Annotated in this window: 15 protein-coding genes; 8 read left to right on the top strand and 7 right to left on the bottom strand. The window is 64.8% G+C overall.

The genetic code is table 11. The features are described from left to right. The first annotated feature begins 35 nt into the window (after positions 1–35). Entirely contained in the window at positions 36–947 is a 912-nt protein-coding gene (locus tag B2D37_RS17570; protein ID WP_079203911.1) for a response regulator, read from the top strand. A gap of 260 nt (positions 948–1207) precedes the next feature. Here the strand turns inward: B2D37_RS17570 and B2D37_RS17565 are convergent, their stop codons facing one another. Further along, positions 1208–1525, bottom strand: a complete 318-nt coding sequence (locus B2D37_RS17565) for a hypothetical protein (protein ID WP_079203909.1) — start codon at positions 1523–1525, stop codon at positions 1208–1210. Between the two features lie 232 nt (positions 1526–1757). Between B2D37_RS17565 and B2D37_RS17560 the strand changes: the two genes are divergently transcribed. Beyond that, positions 1758–2654: a M23 family metallopeptidase gene (locus tag B2D37_RS17560; protein WP_079203908.1), complete on the top strand. Its 897-nt coding sequence runs from the start codon at positions 1758–1760 to the stop codon at positions 2652–2654. Positions 2655–2904: 250 nt separating this feature from the next. Here the strand turns inward: B2D37_RS17560 and B2D37_RS17555 are convergent, their stop codons facing one another. The 3 genes from B2D37_RS17555 to phoB form a co-directional block, all read right to left on the bottom strand. After that, positions 2905–4245 carry a hemolysin family protein gene (locus B2D37_RS17555; RefSeq protein WP_079203907.1) on the bottom strand — a complete coding sequence of 447 codons (1341 nt, stop codon included), beginning with the start codon at positions 4243–4245 and terminating at the stop codon, positions 2905–2907. Between the two features lie 81 nt (positions 4246–4326). Next, positions 4327–5661 carry a phosphate regulon sensor histidine kinase PhoR gene (phoR, locus tag B2D37_RS17550; RefSeq protein ID WP_177345243.1) on the bottom strand — a complete coding sequence of 445 codons (1335 nt, stop codon included), beginning with the start codon at positions 5659–5661 and terminating at the stop codon, positions 4327–4329. 58 nt (positions 5662–5719) lie between these two features. After that, positions 5720–6409, bottom strand: a complete 690-nt coding sequence (gene phoB, locus B2D37_RS17545) for a phosphate regulon transcriptional regulator PhoB (RefSeq protein WP_079203905.1) — start codon at positions 6407–6409, stop codon at positions 5720–5722. Between the two features lie 264 nt (positions 6410–6673). Here phoB and B2D37_RS17540 point away from each other — a divergent pair, with 264 nt between their 5' ends. Then, a complete protein-coding gene (locus B2D37_RS17540; RefSeq protein WP_079203903.1) occupies positions 6674–7054 on the top strand; it encodes a hypothetical protein in 381 nt (126 codons plus the stop codon). 38 nt (positions 7055–7092) lie between these two features. On the opposite strand, the gene ubiA is transcribed toward B2D37_RS17540, so the two are convergent. From ubiA to glcC, 3 genes are all read right to left on the bottom strand, one after another. After that, entirely contained in the window at positions 7093–7983 is an 891-nt protein-coding gene (gene ubiA / locus B2D37_RS17535) for a 4-hydroxybenzoate octaprenyltransferase (protein ID WP_079203902.1), read from the bottom strand. Between the two features lie 212 nt (positions 7984–8195). Continuing rightward, complete coding sequence (locus B2D37_RS17530; protein WP_079203900.1) at positions 8196–8747, bottom strand: chorismate lyase; 552 nt, start codon at positions 8745–8747, stop codon at positions 8196–8198. Between the two features lie 190 nt (positions 8748–8937). Further along, positions 8938–9714, bottom strand: coding sequence for a transcriptional regulator GlcC (glcC, locus tag B2D37_RS17525; protein ID WP_079203899.1), 777 nt, complete (start codon positions 9712–9714; stop codon positions 8938–8940). Positions 9715–9970: 256 nt separating this feature from the next. On the opposite strand from glcC, the gene glcD reads away from it, so the two are divergent. The 5 genes from glcD to B2D37_RS17500 all read left to right on the top strand — a co-directional run bounded on the left by glcD (position 9971) and on the right by B2D37_RS17500 (position 16499). Continuing rightward, positions 9971–11470, top strand: coding sequence for a glycolate oxidase subunit GlcD (glcD, locus tag B2D37_RS17520; RefSeq protein WP_079203898.1), 1500 nt, complete (start codon positions 9971–9973; stop codon positions 11468–11470). Between the two features lie 5 nt (positions 11471–11475). Beyond that, positions 11476–12534: a glycolate oxidase subunit GlcE gene (glcE, locus tag B2D37_RS17515; RefSeq protein ID WP_079205018.1), complete on the top strand. Its 1059-nt coding sequence runs from the start codon at positions 11476–11478 to the stop codon at positions 12532–12534. 3 nt (positions 12535–12537) lie between these two features. Then, a complete protein-coding gene (glcF, locus tag B2D37_RS17510) occupies positions 12538–13755 on the top strand; it encodes a glycolate oxidase subunit GlcF (protein WP_079203897.1) in 1218 nt (405 codons plus the stop codon). Positions 13756–13823: 68 nt separating this feature from the next. Continuing rightward, positions 13824–14225 (top strand): heme-binding protein, encoded by a 402-nt coding sequence (locus tag B2D37_RS17505; protein ID WP_079203895.1) that lies wholly within the window; start codon positions 13824–13826, stop codon positions 14223–14225. Positions 14226–14321: 96 nt separating this feature from the next. Then, on the top strand, positions 14322–16499 hold the full coding sequence (locus B2D37_RS17500) for a malate synthase G (RefSeq protein ID WP_079203894.1): 2178 nt from the start codon (positions 14322–14324) through the stop codon (positions 16497–16499). Positions 16500–16655: the final 156 nt, after the last annotated feature.

The raw sequence follows: 16655 nt of genomic DNA, 5'->3' as shown, positions 1-16655 counted from the left end.
GTTTATGCTGGCAGCCATTCGAACAGGAGTGGCCGATGAGCAAAGTCAGCGTACTGGTGGTGGACGACGCAACCTTTATCCGTGACCTGGTAAAAAAAGGCCTGCGCGACCACTTTCCCGGGGTGCAGATCGTCGAAGCCATCAATGGGCGCAAAGCCCAGCAATTGCTCGGCCGGCAAAGCATCGACCTGATTCTCTGCGATTGGGAAATGCCCGAGCTGTCCGGACTCGAGTTGCTCAGCTGGTGCCGTGAGCAGGACAACCTGAAAACCGTACCCTTCATCATGGTCACCAGCCGTGGTGACAAGGACAACGTGATCCAGGCGATCCAGGCCGGTGTTTCCGACTTCATCGGCAAGCCCTTCTCCAACGAACAGTTGGTGACCAAGGTCAAGAAGGCCCTGAGTCGTGCCGGCAAGCTGCAAGCCCTGATGGCCGGCGCACCGCCGAAAATGCTCAGCGGTGGTGGCTTCGCCAATGACTCCCTGGCGGCGCTGACCGGCGGTCAGGCCCAGGTGGTCAAGCCTGCCGCAGCGGCGCCGATAGAGGCCGTAGCGGCGCGCCCGGATGCGCCTGCGGCTTCGGCTAAAGCGGCGGGGCAGGCCCCGGGCGGGCGTGGTCAGGGCCAGTTGCGTCTGCCTGGCGGCACCATGAACTGCGTGATCAAGGCGCTCAGCCTCAAGGACGCTCAACTGGTGGTCAAACGCGCTGAACTGTTGCCGCAAGTGCTGGAGAGCGCGGTGCTCGACCTCGAGCAGGGTGAAGGTGGCGAGGTGGCGCGGCTTAACGGCTACCTGCACGCGGTGGCAGCGATGGAAGCCAAGCCGGACAGTGAATGGCTGTTGCTGACGTTCAAGTTCGTCGACCGCGACCCGCAGAAGCTCGACTATCTGTCGCGCCTGATCGCCCGCGGGACGACGCAGAAACACTTCGTCCCCGGCGCCTGATCAATCCTCAGGCGTTGTGGAAATATCGAACACCGTCGTGAGGCCGCTCGGAGCGAGGGCGGCCCAGGTGGCGATCCGCTCGGAGCGAAGCGACAGCCTGCGGGATGTGTGCCGTAGCGGTGAGCGACGCTGCACTGCCTGCGGCGCGCGACACTCTGCGAATCGCGGCTTGCTCAGGCAATTACTGCGCAGGGTAGAGCGCCACTTCATGGCGGCGGCCGCAGTAGGCGAGCGTTTATTCACCCGCTCTCAAGGGCTGCTCAGCCCAGGCGTTGCAGTAGCAGGAAAGACACCAGCAGCAGCGTGTTGATCGCCCAGGCGGCCGTCAGGACGCGGGCGATGTCACCGTGGACTGGATTGTCCACGTTGCCACTGCAGTGCCAGATCTCGCAGATAATCCAGGCGGTATAGGCCAGGAGCACGGCGAACATGGGCACCGTCGTGGCCAGTGCGGCGCCGCTGAAATACCCCGCGAGCGTTATGGCCCAGAGAATATTGCTGGGGATCACCCCGTAGAACCAGAAAATCTCCCGCAGTGGCTTATCGATCAGCAAGGTGTGAAGCATCGAGGTTTTCATGGCAGCTAATCCTCGTGGCAGCGAAGGTGGCGTTTGACCGGCCAGTTCCGTGCCAAACCACCACGCATCTCACACTAGAAGCTTAGTCTGCTCAGACGCGGCGTCAAAAAGCTGCAGAGGCTATGGGTGACGCTGGCTGCGCGGGGTCACATTCCAGTCATTTCGGGCTCGCGTGTCTGCACGGGCGCTGCTAGTCTCCAGTGCTCTGGAGAGCCACAGCAGTTCGTGAGCCATGCCCTATCGCCTGACCGTTTTTTGCGCCCTGGTGCTGGTTGCCAGTCAGGCCGCAGCCCTGACCATCTACAAGTACACCGACGCCAGCGGTGTGGTGACCTATACCGATAAAGCGACGGCGGGCGCCCAGGTGTTCGTCTTCCGCGACCGCATGGTCGAGCGGCTGGACAATCAGGTGAAGCTGGAAACCCAGAAGCACGCGGGCGGCGACACCCTGCTGGTGCGCAACGACCTGTATGCCCCGGTGCAAATCGAACTGAAGCTGGAGCAGGTCGACAACGCCATCGGCGCCCCGACTAAACCCATCACCTGGGTGTTGCCGCCGCGCAGCAAGATCCGCCTGGCCACCCTGACTGCGCGCGACCCCAGCAAACCCCTGAGTTACACCCCCAAGCTGCGTTATGCCCTAGGCGACCCGCGCCTGCTGCCGACGCAGCAGAACTACCCGCTACCCTGGCGCGGTGGACCGTTTCGCCTGAGCCAGGGCGCCAACGGTAAGTACAGCCACTTCACCGCGAAAGGCCGTTACGCCCTGGACATCGCGATGCCCGAGGGCACGCCGATAGTCGCGGCGCGCAGCGGCGTGGTGGTCAAAACCGAGAACCAGCAGAGCGGGCGCGGCAACAACCCCTCCGGCAACTATGTGCGCATCCTGCATGACGACGGCACCATGGGCGTCTACCTGCACCTGATGCAGGGCTCGGTCAGCGTGCGCGAGGGCCAGCGGATCAACAGCGGCAGCGCTATCGCCCGCTCAGGCAACACCGGCAACAGCACCGGTCCGCACCTGCACTTCGTGGTGCAGCGCAACGTCGGCCTGGCCCTGGAATCCATCCCCTTCGACTTCATCCAACCGGTCAACAGCCTGCCGAATTTCGCCGTCGGCGGTGATTGAGAGCTGTTTCAAGCGGTAAGCCATACGCTGCGCGTAGAGCCAGGAGGTTCCCCACGGCCATCGTGTCGACGGCGGATGGTGTCGAGCGCAGCGATAGCCATCAGCATGCCGCGCAAACGTGACTGGCATGGATTGCCCCGCCGGGTTTTCATACACGTAGTCCAGATGCAATCCGGGCTACGAAAACGTGCTGCTCACTCGGCTTGAATGAACAGCATGGCCGCAACAGGCGCGGTTTTTTCATCGCCGTTCAATCCAGCCTGAGTACCTTGGCCAGGACGATCTTCGGTCCCTTCATCTTCTTGACGATGATGCGCAGGCCGTCGACTTCCAGCACTTCCTCTTCCTCGGGCATGCGCTTGAGGGTTTCGTAGATCAGCCCGGCCAGGGTTTCCGCCTCGATATGGTCGAGGTTGACCCCCAGCAAGCGCTCGACCTTGAACAGTGGCGTGTCGCCACGGACCAGCAGCTTGCCCGGTTGGTAGGCGAGAATGCCGCGCTCGGTCTTGTGGTGCTCGTCCTGAATATCGCCGACCAGGGCTTCCAACACGTCTTCCATGGTCAGGTAGCCGATCACCTTGCCGTCGGCCTCTTCGACTAGGGCGAAGTGCGAGCCGCCCTGGCGGAATTGCTCGAGTAGGTTGGACAGCGGCATATGCCGGCCAACCCGTTCGATCGTATGCATCAGTTCGACCAGTTTCAGTGCCGAGGGCAGCATTTCCAGCAGGGAAAGGTGCAGCAGCAGGTCCTTGATGTGCAGCACGCCGACGAACTCGCCGGCGGCTTCGTCGAAGATCGGGTAGCGGCTGTACTTGTGCCGGCGAAATACGCTGAACACCTCGTCCAGCGGCGCGTTCAGCTCCAGGTAGACCAGGTCTTCGCGCGAGTTGGCCCAGTCCACCACTTCCAGTTCGCCGAGTTCCACCGCCGAGGCCAGCACGCGCATGTCCTGGTCGCTGGGGTTGCGGGCGCGGCTGGAATGCAGGATCAGCTTGAGTTCGTCGCGGCTGTAATGGTGCTCGTGGTGCGGCCCCGGCTCGCCCTGGCCGGCAATGCGCAGGATGGCGTTGGCGCTGGCATTGAGCAGGAAGATCGCCGGGTACATGGACCAGTAGAACAGGTACAGCGGCGCGGCCGTCCACAGTGACAGTCGTTCGGGCTGGCGAATCGCCCAGGACTTGGGCGCCAGCTCGCCTACCACGATATGCAGGTAGGAAATGATCGCGAAGGCGCTGAAGAACGCGATGCCGTGCACCAGCTTGGCTGACTCGATGCCGATGGCGCCGAGTAGCGGGGTGAGCAGTTCGGCGAAGGCCGGTTCGCCGACCCAGCCCAGGCCCAGCGAGGCCAGGGTGATGCCCAGTTGGCAGGCCGACAGGTAGGCATCCATCTGGTTGTGTACGGTGCGCAGGATATGTCCGCGCCAGCCGTTTTCGCTGGCCAGGGCCTCGACCCTGGTGGCGCGCAGCCTGACGATGGCGAACTCGGCGGCGACGAAAAAGCCGTTGAGCAACACCAGCAGCAAGGCAAATAGAACGAGGCCGAAATCGGCGAAAAAGGTAGCGACGGAGATACTCGTGGAGGGGTCCATAAAGGTTTCGGTAGGCCAATGAGCACTAGAGGGTGGGGCTAAGCAATCGGCTTTGCAAGCCTGCGCGTGCGCCGCAGCCTGTTAGCCGCCGCGGCGTACCACCTGAGTGCTGGGGAAGTGGCAGGTGAAGGTGCTGCCCTTGCCCAGACTGCTGTCGATCTGCAGGCGGGCGCGGTGGCGCAGCAGCACATGTTTGACGATGGCCAGGCCCAGGCCGGTACCGCCGGTGCTGCTGGCGCGGCTGGAGTCGACCCGGTAGAAACGTTCGGTCAGGCGCGGCAGGTGCTTGGCCTCGATGCCCGGGCCTTTGTCCTGCACCACCAGGTGCGCGCCTTGCTCATCGCCCCACCAGCGGATGTCGATGCGACCCTCGTCGGGGCTGTACTTGACCGCGTTGAACACCAGGTTGGAGAAGGCACTGCGCAGTTCCGCCTCGCTGCCCTTGAGACGCAAGTGCGGGTCGGCCTCTAGGCTGATGCGGTGCATGCGTTCGCCGGACAGCGCCTGGGCGTCGCTCTTGATGCTCAACAGCAGCAGATCGACCGCCACCGGCTGATTGTCCGAGGGGTAGTCGGTGGCTTCCAGCTTGGCCAGCAACAGCAGGTCATTGAGCAGGTTCTGCATGCGCCCGCCTTGCTGCTGCATCTGTTGCAGCGCGCGCAGCCAGCGCGGATTGACGTCCTCGACGTTGTCCAGCAGGGTTTCCAGGTAACCGGCGATCACCGTCAGCGGCGTGCGCAACTCGTGGGAGACGTTGGCGACGAAGTCCTTACGCATCTGCTCCAGTTGATACAGGCGGGTGATGTCGCGCACCAGCATCAGGTGTTCGCGATTGCCGTACTGGGTGATATGGAACTGCAGGCGTAGACGGCCACTGACCGGCGAGGGCAGCTCCAGCGGCTCGTTGTAGTTGTGGTTCTCGAAGTACTCGATAAAGCGTGGGTCGCGCAGCAAGTTGGTGATTGCCTGACCACTGTCCTGCGGGGTTTTCAGGCCCAGCAGGGTCTCCGCGGCGCGGTTCCACCACTCCAGGTTGCCGTTGCTGTCGAGCATGACCACCGCATCTTTCAGCGCGGCGGTGGACTCCTGGACCCGGTCGATCACCGCCTGCAGACGGCCGCGGGCGCGCTGGTTGCGCCGTTGCAGGTGGTAGATGCTGTCGAACACCTCGCCCCAAAGACCATAGCCATCCGGTGGCGGCTCGTCCGGCTGGTGCTCGTGCAGCCATTTGTGCAGGCGCAGCAACTGGTTCAGGGTCCAGCCCAGATAGACGGCCAGACCGGTCGCCAGCGCCCAGGCGTACTCGCCGGTGAACAGGCCGAGCAGCAGGCAGGCACCGATTAACAGCAGCAGGCGGCGCACCATGGCGCCACGCCAGTTTTGCTTCACTTGGGAGTCATCCGCCAATCGATCCATTGAGCCGCTGAGGCAAGCCGGCAATCCTAACCCGTGCCGTCATCGACCGGGGATACCGCTAGCTTTTGGTGGAGAAACGATAGCCCGTGCCGCGCACGGTCTGTACCAGGTTTTCGTAGATTTCGCCGAGCGCCTTACGCAGGCGACGGATGTGCACATCGACGGTGCGCTCCTCGACGTAGACGTTGCCACCCCAGACCTGGTCGAGCAACTGGCCGCGGGTATAGGCGCGCTCCTGGTGGGTCATGAAGAATTGCAGCAGGCGGTATTCGGTGGGGCCCATCTCGGCCGGCTTGCCGTCGATGGTCACCCGGTGGCTGATCGGGTCGAGCAGCAGGCCGCCGACTTCGATCGGCCCCTCGCTATCGCTGGGGCCGGCACGGCGCAGTACGGCCTTGAGGCGGGCAACCAGTTCGCGCGGTGAGAACGGCTTGGTGATGTAATCGTCGGCGCCGACTTCCAGGCCCTGGATCTTGTTGTCCTCTTCGCCCTTGGCGGTGAGCATGATGATCGGGATGTCGCTGGTCAATTCGTCACGCTTGAGCCGGCGCGCCAGCTCGATGCCGCTGGTGCCGGGGAGCATCCAGTCGAGCAGGATCAGGTCGGGTTTGCGGTCGACGATGATGGTGTGGGCCTGCTGGCTGTTCTCCGCTTCCAGGCACTCGTAGCCGGCCATTTCCAGGGCCACCGCGATCATTTCGCGGATCGGTGCTTCGTCATCGACGATCAGAATGCTCTTGCCAACCATGGGTCCCGCCTCAAGTCGTTCTACTGTCATGCGTGGCATTAGATAACGGAATTATTGCAGCCATGTGACAGGCCAGCGTTAACGCCCGACTGGTCTATGCTGAGCGATGCGCCCGATCAATCGATCGGGCGCTTGGAGCCTGGCGCAAAAAGGCCTGCTAACTGCAGGCATTTCAGGGTTCTGCCTGCTCGTCCTTCGAGGTTGTCCGGCACCGATCTTAGCCTGTCGCCAGACTAACGTGGCTAACAGAAGGAGATATCACCGATGATCAGATCCAACCCGATCCGACTGGCCCTGCTTGGCGGCGTGCTGCTGGGGTTATCCGCTGTAGTGCAGGCGGCCGAACCGGCGATGGTTGAGAACGGCATGCTGGTCGACAGCAAAGGAATGACGCTTTACACCTACGACCAGGACGCCATGGGCAAATCCAGCTGCTACGACCAATGCGCGGAGAACTGGCCACCCCTGGCCGCCGAGGCCGGCGCCATGGGCGACGATGATTGGACGGTGGTTAAGCGTGACGATGGCACCTTGCAGTGGGCCTATTACGGCAAGCCCTTGTACACCTTCGTCAAAGATATGAAAGCAGGTGATATGACCGGTGACGGTAAAGGGGGCGTCTGGCACATGGCCAAGCCTGAGTGACCCCGCTGTCCACGCAGCGCTTGCGCGCTGCGTGGACTTCAGCGCAGCGCGTAATCCAGCACGATGCCGAGGAAAATCGCCAGCCCGGCCCAGTGGTTATGCAGGAAGGCGTTGAAACAGGCCATCGGCTTGCGATTGCGTGTGGCCCGGTATTCCCAGAGGAAACACCCCGCGGCGACCAGCAGGCCGAGGTGGAACGGCAGGCCCAGCTCGAAGCGGCTGCCCGCCAGCAGCAGACACAGCAGGGTCAGGCCCTGGAGGATGGCGATGATCAGGCGGTCGGCGTCGCCGAACAGGATGGCGGTGGACTTCACGCCGATCTTCAGGTCGTCGTCGCGGTCGGCCATGGCGTAGTAGGTGTCATAGGCCACCGTCCACAGCAGGTTGGCGATGAACAGCAGCCAGGCCTCCGGCGGCAGGCTGCCGGTCTCGGCGGTGAAGGCCATCGGCATGCCCCAGGAAAACGCCGCGCCGAGTACCACCTGGGGGTAGAAGGTGTAGCGCTTCATAAAGGGGTAGCAGGCGGCCAGGGCCAGGCCGCCGAAGGACAGCCAGATGGTCGTGGCGTTGGTCAGCAGCACCAGCAAGAACGCCAGCGCCACCAGCACGGCGAACAGGATCAGCGCCTCGCGCGGCGTCACCTTGCCGCTGGCCAGGGGGCGCGCCTGGGTGCGTTTGACATGGCCGTCGAAGTTGCGGTCGGCGTAGTCGTTGATCACGCAGCCGGCGGCGCGCATCAGGATCACGCCGACGACGAAAATAAACAGGTTTTTCGCGCTCGGCACGCCTTCGGCTGCGACCCACAGGGCCCACAGCGTCGGCCATAGCAGCAGGTAGATGCCGATGGGTTTGTCCAGGCGCATCAGCTGGATGAAGTCCCAGGTGCGGGGGTGCAGGCGATTCAGCGATTTGAGCAGGCGGGTGTACATCGAGCGCGTCTCCGTGCGAGGTGCGGCGGATTATACGGGTGCTGGGCGTGTAGGGTGGATGACGCTGTTTGCATCCACCGTCTTCTCGGCAGATACAGCGTGACCCACCCTGGCCGGTTCGAGCTGGGTAGAAGGCGAGAGGCAGAATGAGCGGTTAGCCCGTGGCAAGCCGCGCGGCATGGTGGGTGGCAAACGCTGCGCGGTTTTCCACCCTACGCCTCGATCCCGGCGGCTGGCCAGAACTCGGGCAGAAACACTTCGACCACCAGCACCCCGAGGGCGCCGCGGCTGAAGCAGGAGCGGCGTGCCCACAGGCGTTCTGCGCGCACCTCGGCGGGCAGCCAGGCTGCCGGGAAACGGCAGACTTGCAGGGCGTTGCGCTCGAACGCGCGGTCGCTGAACAGCAGTTCGCCGAGCGAGCGGCTGCCCAGCTGATCGAGGGCCAGGCCAGAGCCCTCCAGAGCGCTGCGCGCCGCCACGCTGCGGGCGAACACCCAGGGTTGGCCGTGGCCGCGCAAATACACTTCACGCACCCAGCCCTGACTGCCGGCGGCGACGTTGAGGGCCGTGCATTCGTCGCTGCGCAGGCGCTGCCAGCCCTCGACCAGCGGGGTGACGCTAAAACCGGCATTGGACAATGCCGTCAGTCTGCGGGTCAGCGAGTCTTGATTGAACAGCCAGTCGCGTACCCCGGCAGCCGGGGCCGGGTGCAGTTGGCTGGCGGTCAGCCAGTGCGGCGGGTGGGCGAGGGCGGCGTTGGGCACGACAGAATTCACCACAAATCGGAAGCGCGCGAGTCTAGCACGGACGTTCGCGGGCGTAGGCTGGGTTAGGCGGCAAGCCGGTGCCCGGCATAGGCAGCCCCTGGTGGCTTACGCGGCGCCCACAACGCGGTGGTCGGTGCAGGATCGGCGTTACGCGCCGCTAACCCTCAATGCGCCCCTCCCCGACCGATCACGACCAACCCTCCAGGCGCATGGTCGCGCGCACCAGGCGTTGTTCCTCCTGCTCGATTTCCTTGAGGTTGTCGCGAATGCTGTGGATGTGCTCGCGGGCGGCGCGCTGCGCCAGTTCCGGCAGGCGCTCGATCACCGCGTGGTACAGGCGCGAGTGCTGGCGGTCGATCTGGCGTTTCTGCAGGGGCCGGTGATAGAGGTTGTTGACCGAGGCGAACACCGTGCTGAGCATCAGGTCGGTCAGCGACTGCAGGGTGTGCAGCAGCACCGGGTTGTGCGACGCCTCGCAGATCGCCAGGTGGAAGGCATGGTCGAGACGCGCATGCTCGCGCGGATCGACGTCGCTTGGCGGCTCGTTGTGGGCGGCGAGCATTTCCTCGTAGCGTCGGGTCAGCAGGACGAAATCCGCATCGGTACCGCGCAGGGCGGCCAGGCGCGCCGACTCGGCCTCGAGCAGGGCGCGCACTTCGAGCAGATCGAACAGGGTGCGCGGCTGCGAGTTGAACAGGTGCATCAGCGGGCTGGCATCGCGCGGCCCGTTCAGGGTCGCGACCCGCGAGTCGCGGCCTTGCGCGGTTTCGATGATGCCGCGCCCGCGCAGCACCTTGAGCCCTTCGCGCAGTGCCGAACGGGAGATCCCCAGCTTCTCGCACAGGCGCCGTTCCGAGGGCAGGGCCTGGCCCACCTTGAGCACGCCGTCGACGATCAGCCGTTCAATTTTTTCGGCCACTACATCGCTGACCTGGCGGCGTACTGCGGGCTGTTCTGGGTCCATTATGGCGCACTCGATTACTGGTAGGACCAGTTATGGTTTGGCGGACTTCGGCTGAGCAATATAAGCGTGTTAGCCAGTATTGATAAAGCCTGAGTCGATAAGTGGTGACGCGCGAGTCGAAAAAAACTGGTCATACCAGTGTGTCTGGCGATGGACGCCAAGGTTGCCAGGGCCTAACCATGCGGCACAACCAGCGCACCACAGTCCGGCTGCGCCATAACGATGACACCCGCTACGCCACCTGAGTGAGCCTGCCATGAGCATTCTGTACGACGAGCGCGTCGATGGCCCGTTGCCCTCGGTCGATAAGCCAGCCCTGCTGGCCGCATTGCGCGAGCAGCTGCCGGACCTGGACGTGCTGCACGATCAGGAAGACCTCAAACCCTACGAGTGCGATGGCCTCTCGGCCTATACCGTCACGCCGATGCTGGTGGTGCTGCCCGAGCGCATCGAGCAGGTCGAGCGCCTGCTTAAACTCTGCTACCAGCGTGGCGTGCCGGTGGTGGCGCGCGGTGCCGGTACCGGCTTGTCCGGCGGCGCCTTGCCGCTGGAGCAGGGCATCCTGCTGGTGATGGCGCGCTTCAACAAGATTCTCGAGGTCAACCCGGCCGGGCGCTTTGCCCGGGTCCAGCCCGGCGTGCGCAACCTGGCGATTTCCCAGGCTGCCGCGCCGCATGAGCTGTATTACGCGCCGGATCCGTCCTCGCAGATCGCCTGTTCGATCGGCGGCAACGTCGCCGAGAACGCCGGCGGCGTGCATTGCCTGAAATACGGCCTGACCGTGCACAACCTGCTCAAGGTGGAAGTCCTCACGGTCGAGGGCGAGCGCATGACCCTGGGCAGCGATGCCCTGGATGCACCGGGCTTCGATCTGCTGGCGCTGTTCACCGGCTCGGAAGGCATGCTCGGCATCATCACCGAGGTCACGGTCAAGCTGCTGCCCAAGCCGCAGGTGGCCAAGGTGCTGCTGGCCAGTTTCGATTCGGTGGAGAAGGCCGGGCGTGCGGTCGGCGCCATCATCGCCGCCGGCATCATCCCCGGTGGCCTGGAGATGATGGACAACCTGGCGATCAGGGCGGTGGAAGACTTTATCCATGCCGGTTACCCGGTCGAGGCCGAAGCCATCCTGCTCTGTGAACTGGACGGCGTCGAAGCCGACGTGCACGACGACTGCGAACGGGTGCGGGCGGTGCTGCAGGCGGCCGGTGCCAGCGAAGTGCGCCTGGCCCGCGACGAGGCCGAGCGGGTCAAGTTCTGGGCCGGGCGCAAGAACGCCTTCCCGGCAGTCGGGCGCATCTCGCCGGACTATTACTGCATGGACGGCACCATTCCACGCCGCGAGTTGCCCGGCGTACTGCGTGGCATCGCCGAGCTGTCCGCCGAGTACGGCCTGCGCGTGGCCAACGTGTTCCATGCCGGTGACGGCAACATGCACCCGCTGATCCTGTTCGATGCCAACCAGCCCGGCGAACTGGAGCGCGCCGAAGCCATCGGCGGCAAGATCCTCGAACTCTGCGTCAAAGTCGGCGGCAGTATCACCGGCGAGCACGGCGTCGGCCGCGAGAAGATCAACCAGATGTGCAGCCAGTTCAACAGCGACGAGCTGACCCTGTTCCACGCGGTGAAAGCGGCCTTCGATCCCAAGGGCCTGCTCAATCCAGGCAAGAACATCCCGACCCTGCACCGCTGCGCCGAATTCGGCGCCATGCACGTGCACCTCGGTCAGCTGCCTTTCCCCGAACTGGAGCGTTTCTGATGGCCATGCCGGATAATTTCGATGCCAGCACGGCGCTGCTGGAGCAGGTCAATCACGCCCTCAATAATTCGCTTGCGCTGCGTATTCAGGGCGGTAACAGCAAGGCCTTTCTCGGCCGCCCGGTCAGCGGCGAGCTGATCGACAGCCGTGCCCATCGCGGCATCGTCAGCTACGACCCGACCGAGCTGGTGATCACCGCCCGCGCCGGCACCCCGCTGGTCGAGTTGCAGGCGGCGTTGGATGAGGCCGGGCAGATGCTCACCTGCGAGGCGCCGAGTTTCGCTGGTGGCGCCACTGTCGGCGGCATGGTCGCCAGCGGGCTGTCCGGACCGCGTCGGCCCTGGGTCGGTTCGGTGCGTGACATGGTCCTGGGCACCCGCCTGATCACCGGCCATGGCAAGCATCTGCGCTTCGGCGGCGAGGTGATGAAGAACGTCGCCGGCTATGACCTGTCGCGTTTGCTGGCGGGCAGTTTCGGCTGCCTGGGGCTGATCACCGAAGTGTCGCTCAAGGTCCTGCCCAAGCCCCGTCAGTGCCTCAGCCTGCGCCTGCCGATGGACGTCGAGAGCGCCCTGCGCAAGCTTGCCGAGTGGGGCCAGCAGCCGATCCCGCTGAGCGCCGCCAGTCATGACGGTCGCGCCCTGCACCTGCGCCTGGAAGGCGGCGAAGGTTCGGTGGCCGCCGCTCGCAAGAGCCTGGGTGGCGAGCTGCTCGACCCGACCTACTGGGAGCAGCTGAACGAGCAGCGCCTGGCGTTCTTCGCCGATCCGCGGCCGTTGTGGCGCCTGTCGCTGCCCAATAACACTGCGGTGTTGAACCTGCCCGGCGATCAGTTGATCGACTGGGGCGGTGCCCAGCGCTGGCTGAAATCGACTGCCGAGGCGGCGCAGATTCGCAGCAGCGCCAGTGCCGCCGGCGGCCATGCCACCTGCTTCACTGCCGGCGTCTGCGACAGCCCGTTCCAGCCCCTGGCCGCGCCTTTGCTGCGCTATCACCGCCAGCTGAAAACCCAGCTCGACCCGCAAGGGATCTTCAACGCTGGCCGCATGTATGCCGAGGTGTAAGCCGTGCAGACGAATTTAACCGAACAGGCCAAGCGCCTGCCGCGCGGCGAAGAAGCCGAAAGCATCCTGCGCAGCTGCGTGCATTGCGGCTTCTGCAACGCCACCTGCCCGACCTACCAGCTGCTCGGCGACGAGCTGGACGGCCCGCGTGGGCGCATCTACCTGATCAAGCAGGTGCTCGAAGGCAATCAAGTTACCGCCAAGACCCAGTTGCACCTGGACCGCTGCCTGACCTGCCGCAACTGCGAAACCACCTGCCCATCCGGGGTGGACTATCACAACCTGCTGGATATCGGCCGCGCGGTGGTCGACGCGGCGGTACCGCGGCCGCTGGGCCAGCGCGTGCTGCGCGAAAGCCTGCGCGCCCTGGTGCCGCGTCCGGCGCTGTTCAAGGCCTTGGTCCAGGCTGGAGAGGCCTTCCGGCCGCTGTTACCGGGCGTACTCAAGGCCAAGTTGCCCCGGCAGATTCACCCGGCCAAGCCACGGCCGCAGGTGCGCCATGACCGTCGCGTGTTGATCCTCGAAGGCTGCGTGCAGGCGGGCCTGTCGCCCAACACCAACGCGGCCAGCGCGCGGGTGCTCGATCGACTCGGCATCAGCGTCACGCCGATCCGCGAGGCCGGCTGCTGCGGCGCCGTGGATTACCACCTCAACGCCCAGGAACAGGGCCTGCAGCGCGCCCGGCGCAATATCGATGCTTGGTGGCCGGCAATCCAGGGTGGCGCCGAAGCCATCGTGCAGACCGCCAGCGGCTGCGGTGCCTTCGTCAAGGAGTACGGCCACCTGCTCGAGCACGACCCGGCCTATGCGGCGAAAGCCAAGCGGGTCAGCGAGTTGGCCAAGGATCTGGTCGAAGTGCTGCGCGGCGAGGCGCTGGAACAGCTCGGCGTGCGCAGCGACCAGCGCTTGGCCTTCCATTGCCCCTGCACCCTGCAGCACGCGCAGAAGCTCGGCGGCGCCGTCGAGGGCGTGCTCAGCCGTCTGGGCTTCCAGCTCACCGCGGTTAGCGATGGGCACCTGTGCTGCGGTTCGGCCGGGACCTATTCGATCACGCAACCGCAGCTGTCCAGGCAGTTGCGCGACAACAAGATGGACGCCCTGGAAAGCGGCAAGCCGGAGGTGATAGTCACCGCCAATATCGGCTGCCAGACCCACCTCGATGGCGCCGGGCGTACCCCGGTACGCCACTGGATCGAGCTGGTCGAACAAGCCATGGGCTGAGAACCACTGCCCTTACCCGGGCGACGAATTTCGCGCACTGCGCGCCAATCAATCACGAGGAACCACACATGCACAGCAAAGCCGTACTGGGTCAAGCCGAAGTCGCCCGCATCCTTGCCGCTGCGCGCGCCGAAGCGCAGCAGCACAACTGGGCCGTAGCCATAGCCGTAGTCGATGACGGCGGTCATCCGTTGGCCCTCGAGCGCCTCGATGGTTGCGCTCCGATCGCTGCCTACATCGCCACTGAGAAGGCGCGTAGCTCGGCCATCGGTCGGCGCGAGACCAAGGGTTACGAGGACATGGTCAACGGCGGCCGCAGTGCCTTCCTGTCCGCGCCGCTGCTGACGTCGCTCGAAGGCGGGGTCCCGCTGATCGTCGACGGCCAGGTGATTGGTGCGGTTGGCGTGTCCGGGGTCAAAGCCGATCAGGACGCCCAGGTCGCCAAGGCCGGTGTCGCCGCCCTGGTCTGAACGCAATAGCGCTGCGGTTGCTACGCGCAGCGCCGAAAAACCTGCCCCCGCGACTGCTGTAGCGGGGCGGCGGATAACTGAATTGGAGAGCCGAAGATGACCGAACGCGTGAACTGCCAGCGCCTGCAAGTGGCCGCCAAGCTGCAACGTTTCGTTGATGAAGAAGTGCTGCCGGGCAGCGGTCTGGAGAGCGCCGCTTTCTGGGCTGGCTTCGATGCCCTGGTGCACGACCTGGCGCCACAGAATCGCGCGCTGCTGGCCGAGCGCGATCGTCTGCAGGGTGAGCTGGACCATTGGCACCGCGCCAATCCGGGTCCGGTGACGGATATGCCGGCCTATCGCGCCTTCCTCGAAACCATCGGTTACCTGCTGCCGCCACCGACCGAGATACAGGCCAGCACCGCCAATGTCGACAGCGAAATCAGCAGCCAGGCCGGCCCGCAGCTGGTGGTGCCGGTGATGAACGCGCGCTACGCGCTGAACGCCGCCAACGCCCGCTGGGGCTCGCTGTACGACGCCCTGTACGGCACCGATGCGATCAGCGAAGCGGGCGGGGCGCAGAAAGGCCCCGGCTACAACCAGGTGCGCGGGGCCAAGGTGATTGCCTTCGCCCGTGCCTTCCTCGATCAGGCTGCGCCGCTGGCCAGCGGCAGCCATGCCGATTCCGTCAGCTATCGGGTGGTCGACGGCCAGCTCCAGGTGACCCTGGCGAACGGCAGCCAGACCGCGCTCAAGCAGCCGGAGAAGTTTCTCGGTCATCAGGGCGAAGCCGCCGCGCCAACCGCCGTGCTGCTGAAAAACCACGGCCTGCACGTGGAAATCCAGATCGACCCGCACAGCCCTACCGGCGCCACCGATGCGGCTGGGGTCAAGGACCTGCTGCTGGAAGCGGCGCTGTCGACCATTCTCGATTGCGAAGACTCGGTCGCCGCCGTCGATGCCGACGACAAGGTGCTGATCTACCGCAACTGGTTGGGCCTGATGAAGGGCGACCTCAGCGAGGAACTGGACAAGGGCGGCCAGCGCATCACTCGCCGTCTCAACCCGGATCGTCAATACATCGGCGCCGACGGTGCTAGCCTGAGCCTGCAGGGTCGTTCGCTCATGTTCGTGCGTAACGTTGGCCATCTGATGACTAACCCGGCGATCCTCGATGGTGAGGGCCGCGAGATTGCCGAAGGCATTCTCGATGGCGTGATGACCAGCCTGATCGCCCTGCACGACCTCAAGCGCCGGGGCAATTCGCGCAGCGGCAGCGTGTATATCGTCAAGCCGAAGATGCACGGCCCGCTTGAAGTGGCCTTCGCCGACCAGTTGTTCGCGCGTATCGAAGACCTCCTGGCGCTGCCACGCAACACCCTGAAGATGGGCATCATGGACGAGGAACGGCGCACCAGCGTCAACCTCCAGGCCTGCATCGCCGCCGCCAGCACGCGGGTGGCCTTCATCAACACCGGCTTCCTCGACCGCACCGGCGACGAGATGCACACGGCCATGGAAGCCGGGCCGATGCTGCGCAAGGGCGAGATGAAAACCACCCCGTGGATTCAGGCCTACGAGCGCAACAACGTGCTGGTCGGGCTGAGCGGCGGCCTGCGTGGCCGCGCGCAGATCGGTAAGGGCATGTGGGCCATGCCGGATCTGATGGCGGCCATGCTCGAACAGAAGATTGCCCACCCGCTGGCCGGCGCCAATACCGCCTGGGTGCCGTCGCCAACCGCCGCCGTATTGCATGCCTTGCACTACCACCAGGTGGACGTGCAGGCGGTGCAGCGCGAGCTGGAAAGCATCGACTTCAACGCCGAGCGCGACAGCTTGCTCAACGATCTGTTGACGGTACCAGTAGCGGCCGAGCGCACGTGGAGCGAAGCGGATATCCAGCAGGAACTGGACAACAACTGCCAGGGCATCCTCGGTTACGTGGTGCGCTGGGTCGAGCAGGGCGTCGGCTGCTCCAAGGTGCCGGATATTCATAACGTCGGCCTGATGGAAGACCGCGCCACCTTGCGTATCTCCAGCCAGCACATTGCCAACTGGTTGCACCACGGCGTGGTCGAGCGGGCGCAGGTCGAGGAAACCCTGCAGCGCATGGCCAAGGTGGTCGATGGGCAGAATGGCGGCGACCCGCTGTACCGCCCGATGGCGACCAACTATGTCGCTTCGGCCGCGTTCCAGGCCGCCAGCGACCTGGTGTTCAAGGGTCGCGAACAGCCCAGCGGCTATACCGAGCCACTGCTGCACGCCTGGCGTCTGCGCTTCAAGCAGGAGGCGTAAGCCCTCACTGGTAACTGATATTCGGCCCCGTGCGCACATGCGCCCGGGGCTTTTGAGCATGGATGCCGGCATGGGCGCAGCCCAGAGGCGGTGTTCGCGGGCCTGACAAGCTCCGCTGCGTGATACCGGATCTTCCGGGCAACTGTGGTTCACAAC

Origin of the sequence: Pseudomonas sp. CC6-YY-74 (assembly GCF_002025205.1) — a bacterium.
Lineage (GTDB): Bacteria > Pseudomonadota > Gammaproteobacteria > Pseudomonadales > Pseudomonadaceae > Aquipseudomonas > Aquipseudomonas paeninsulae.
This window is presented reverse-complemented; position numbering and strand designations above follow the sequence as displayed.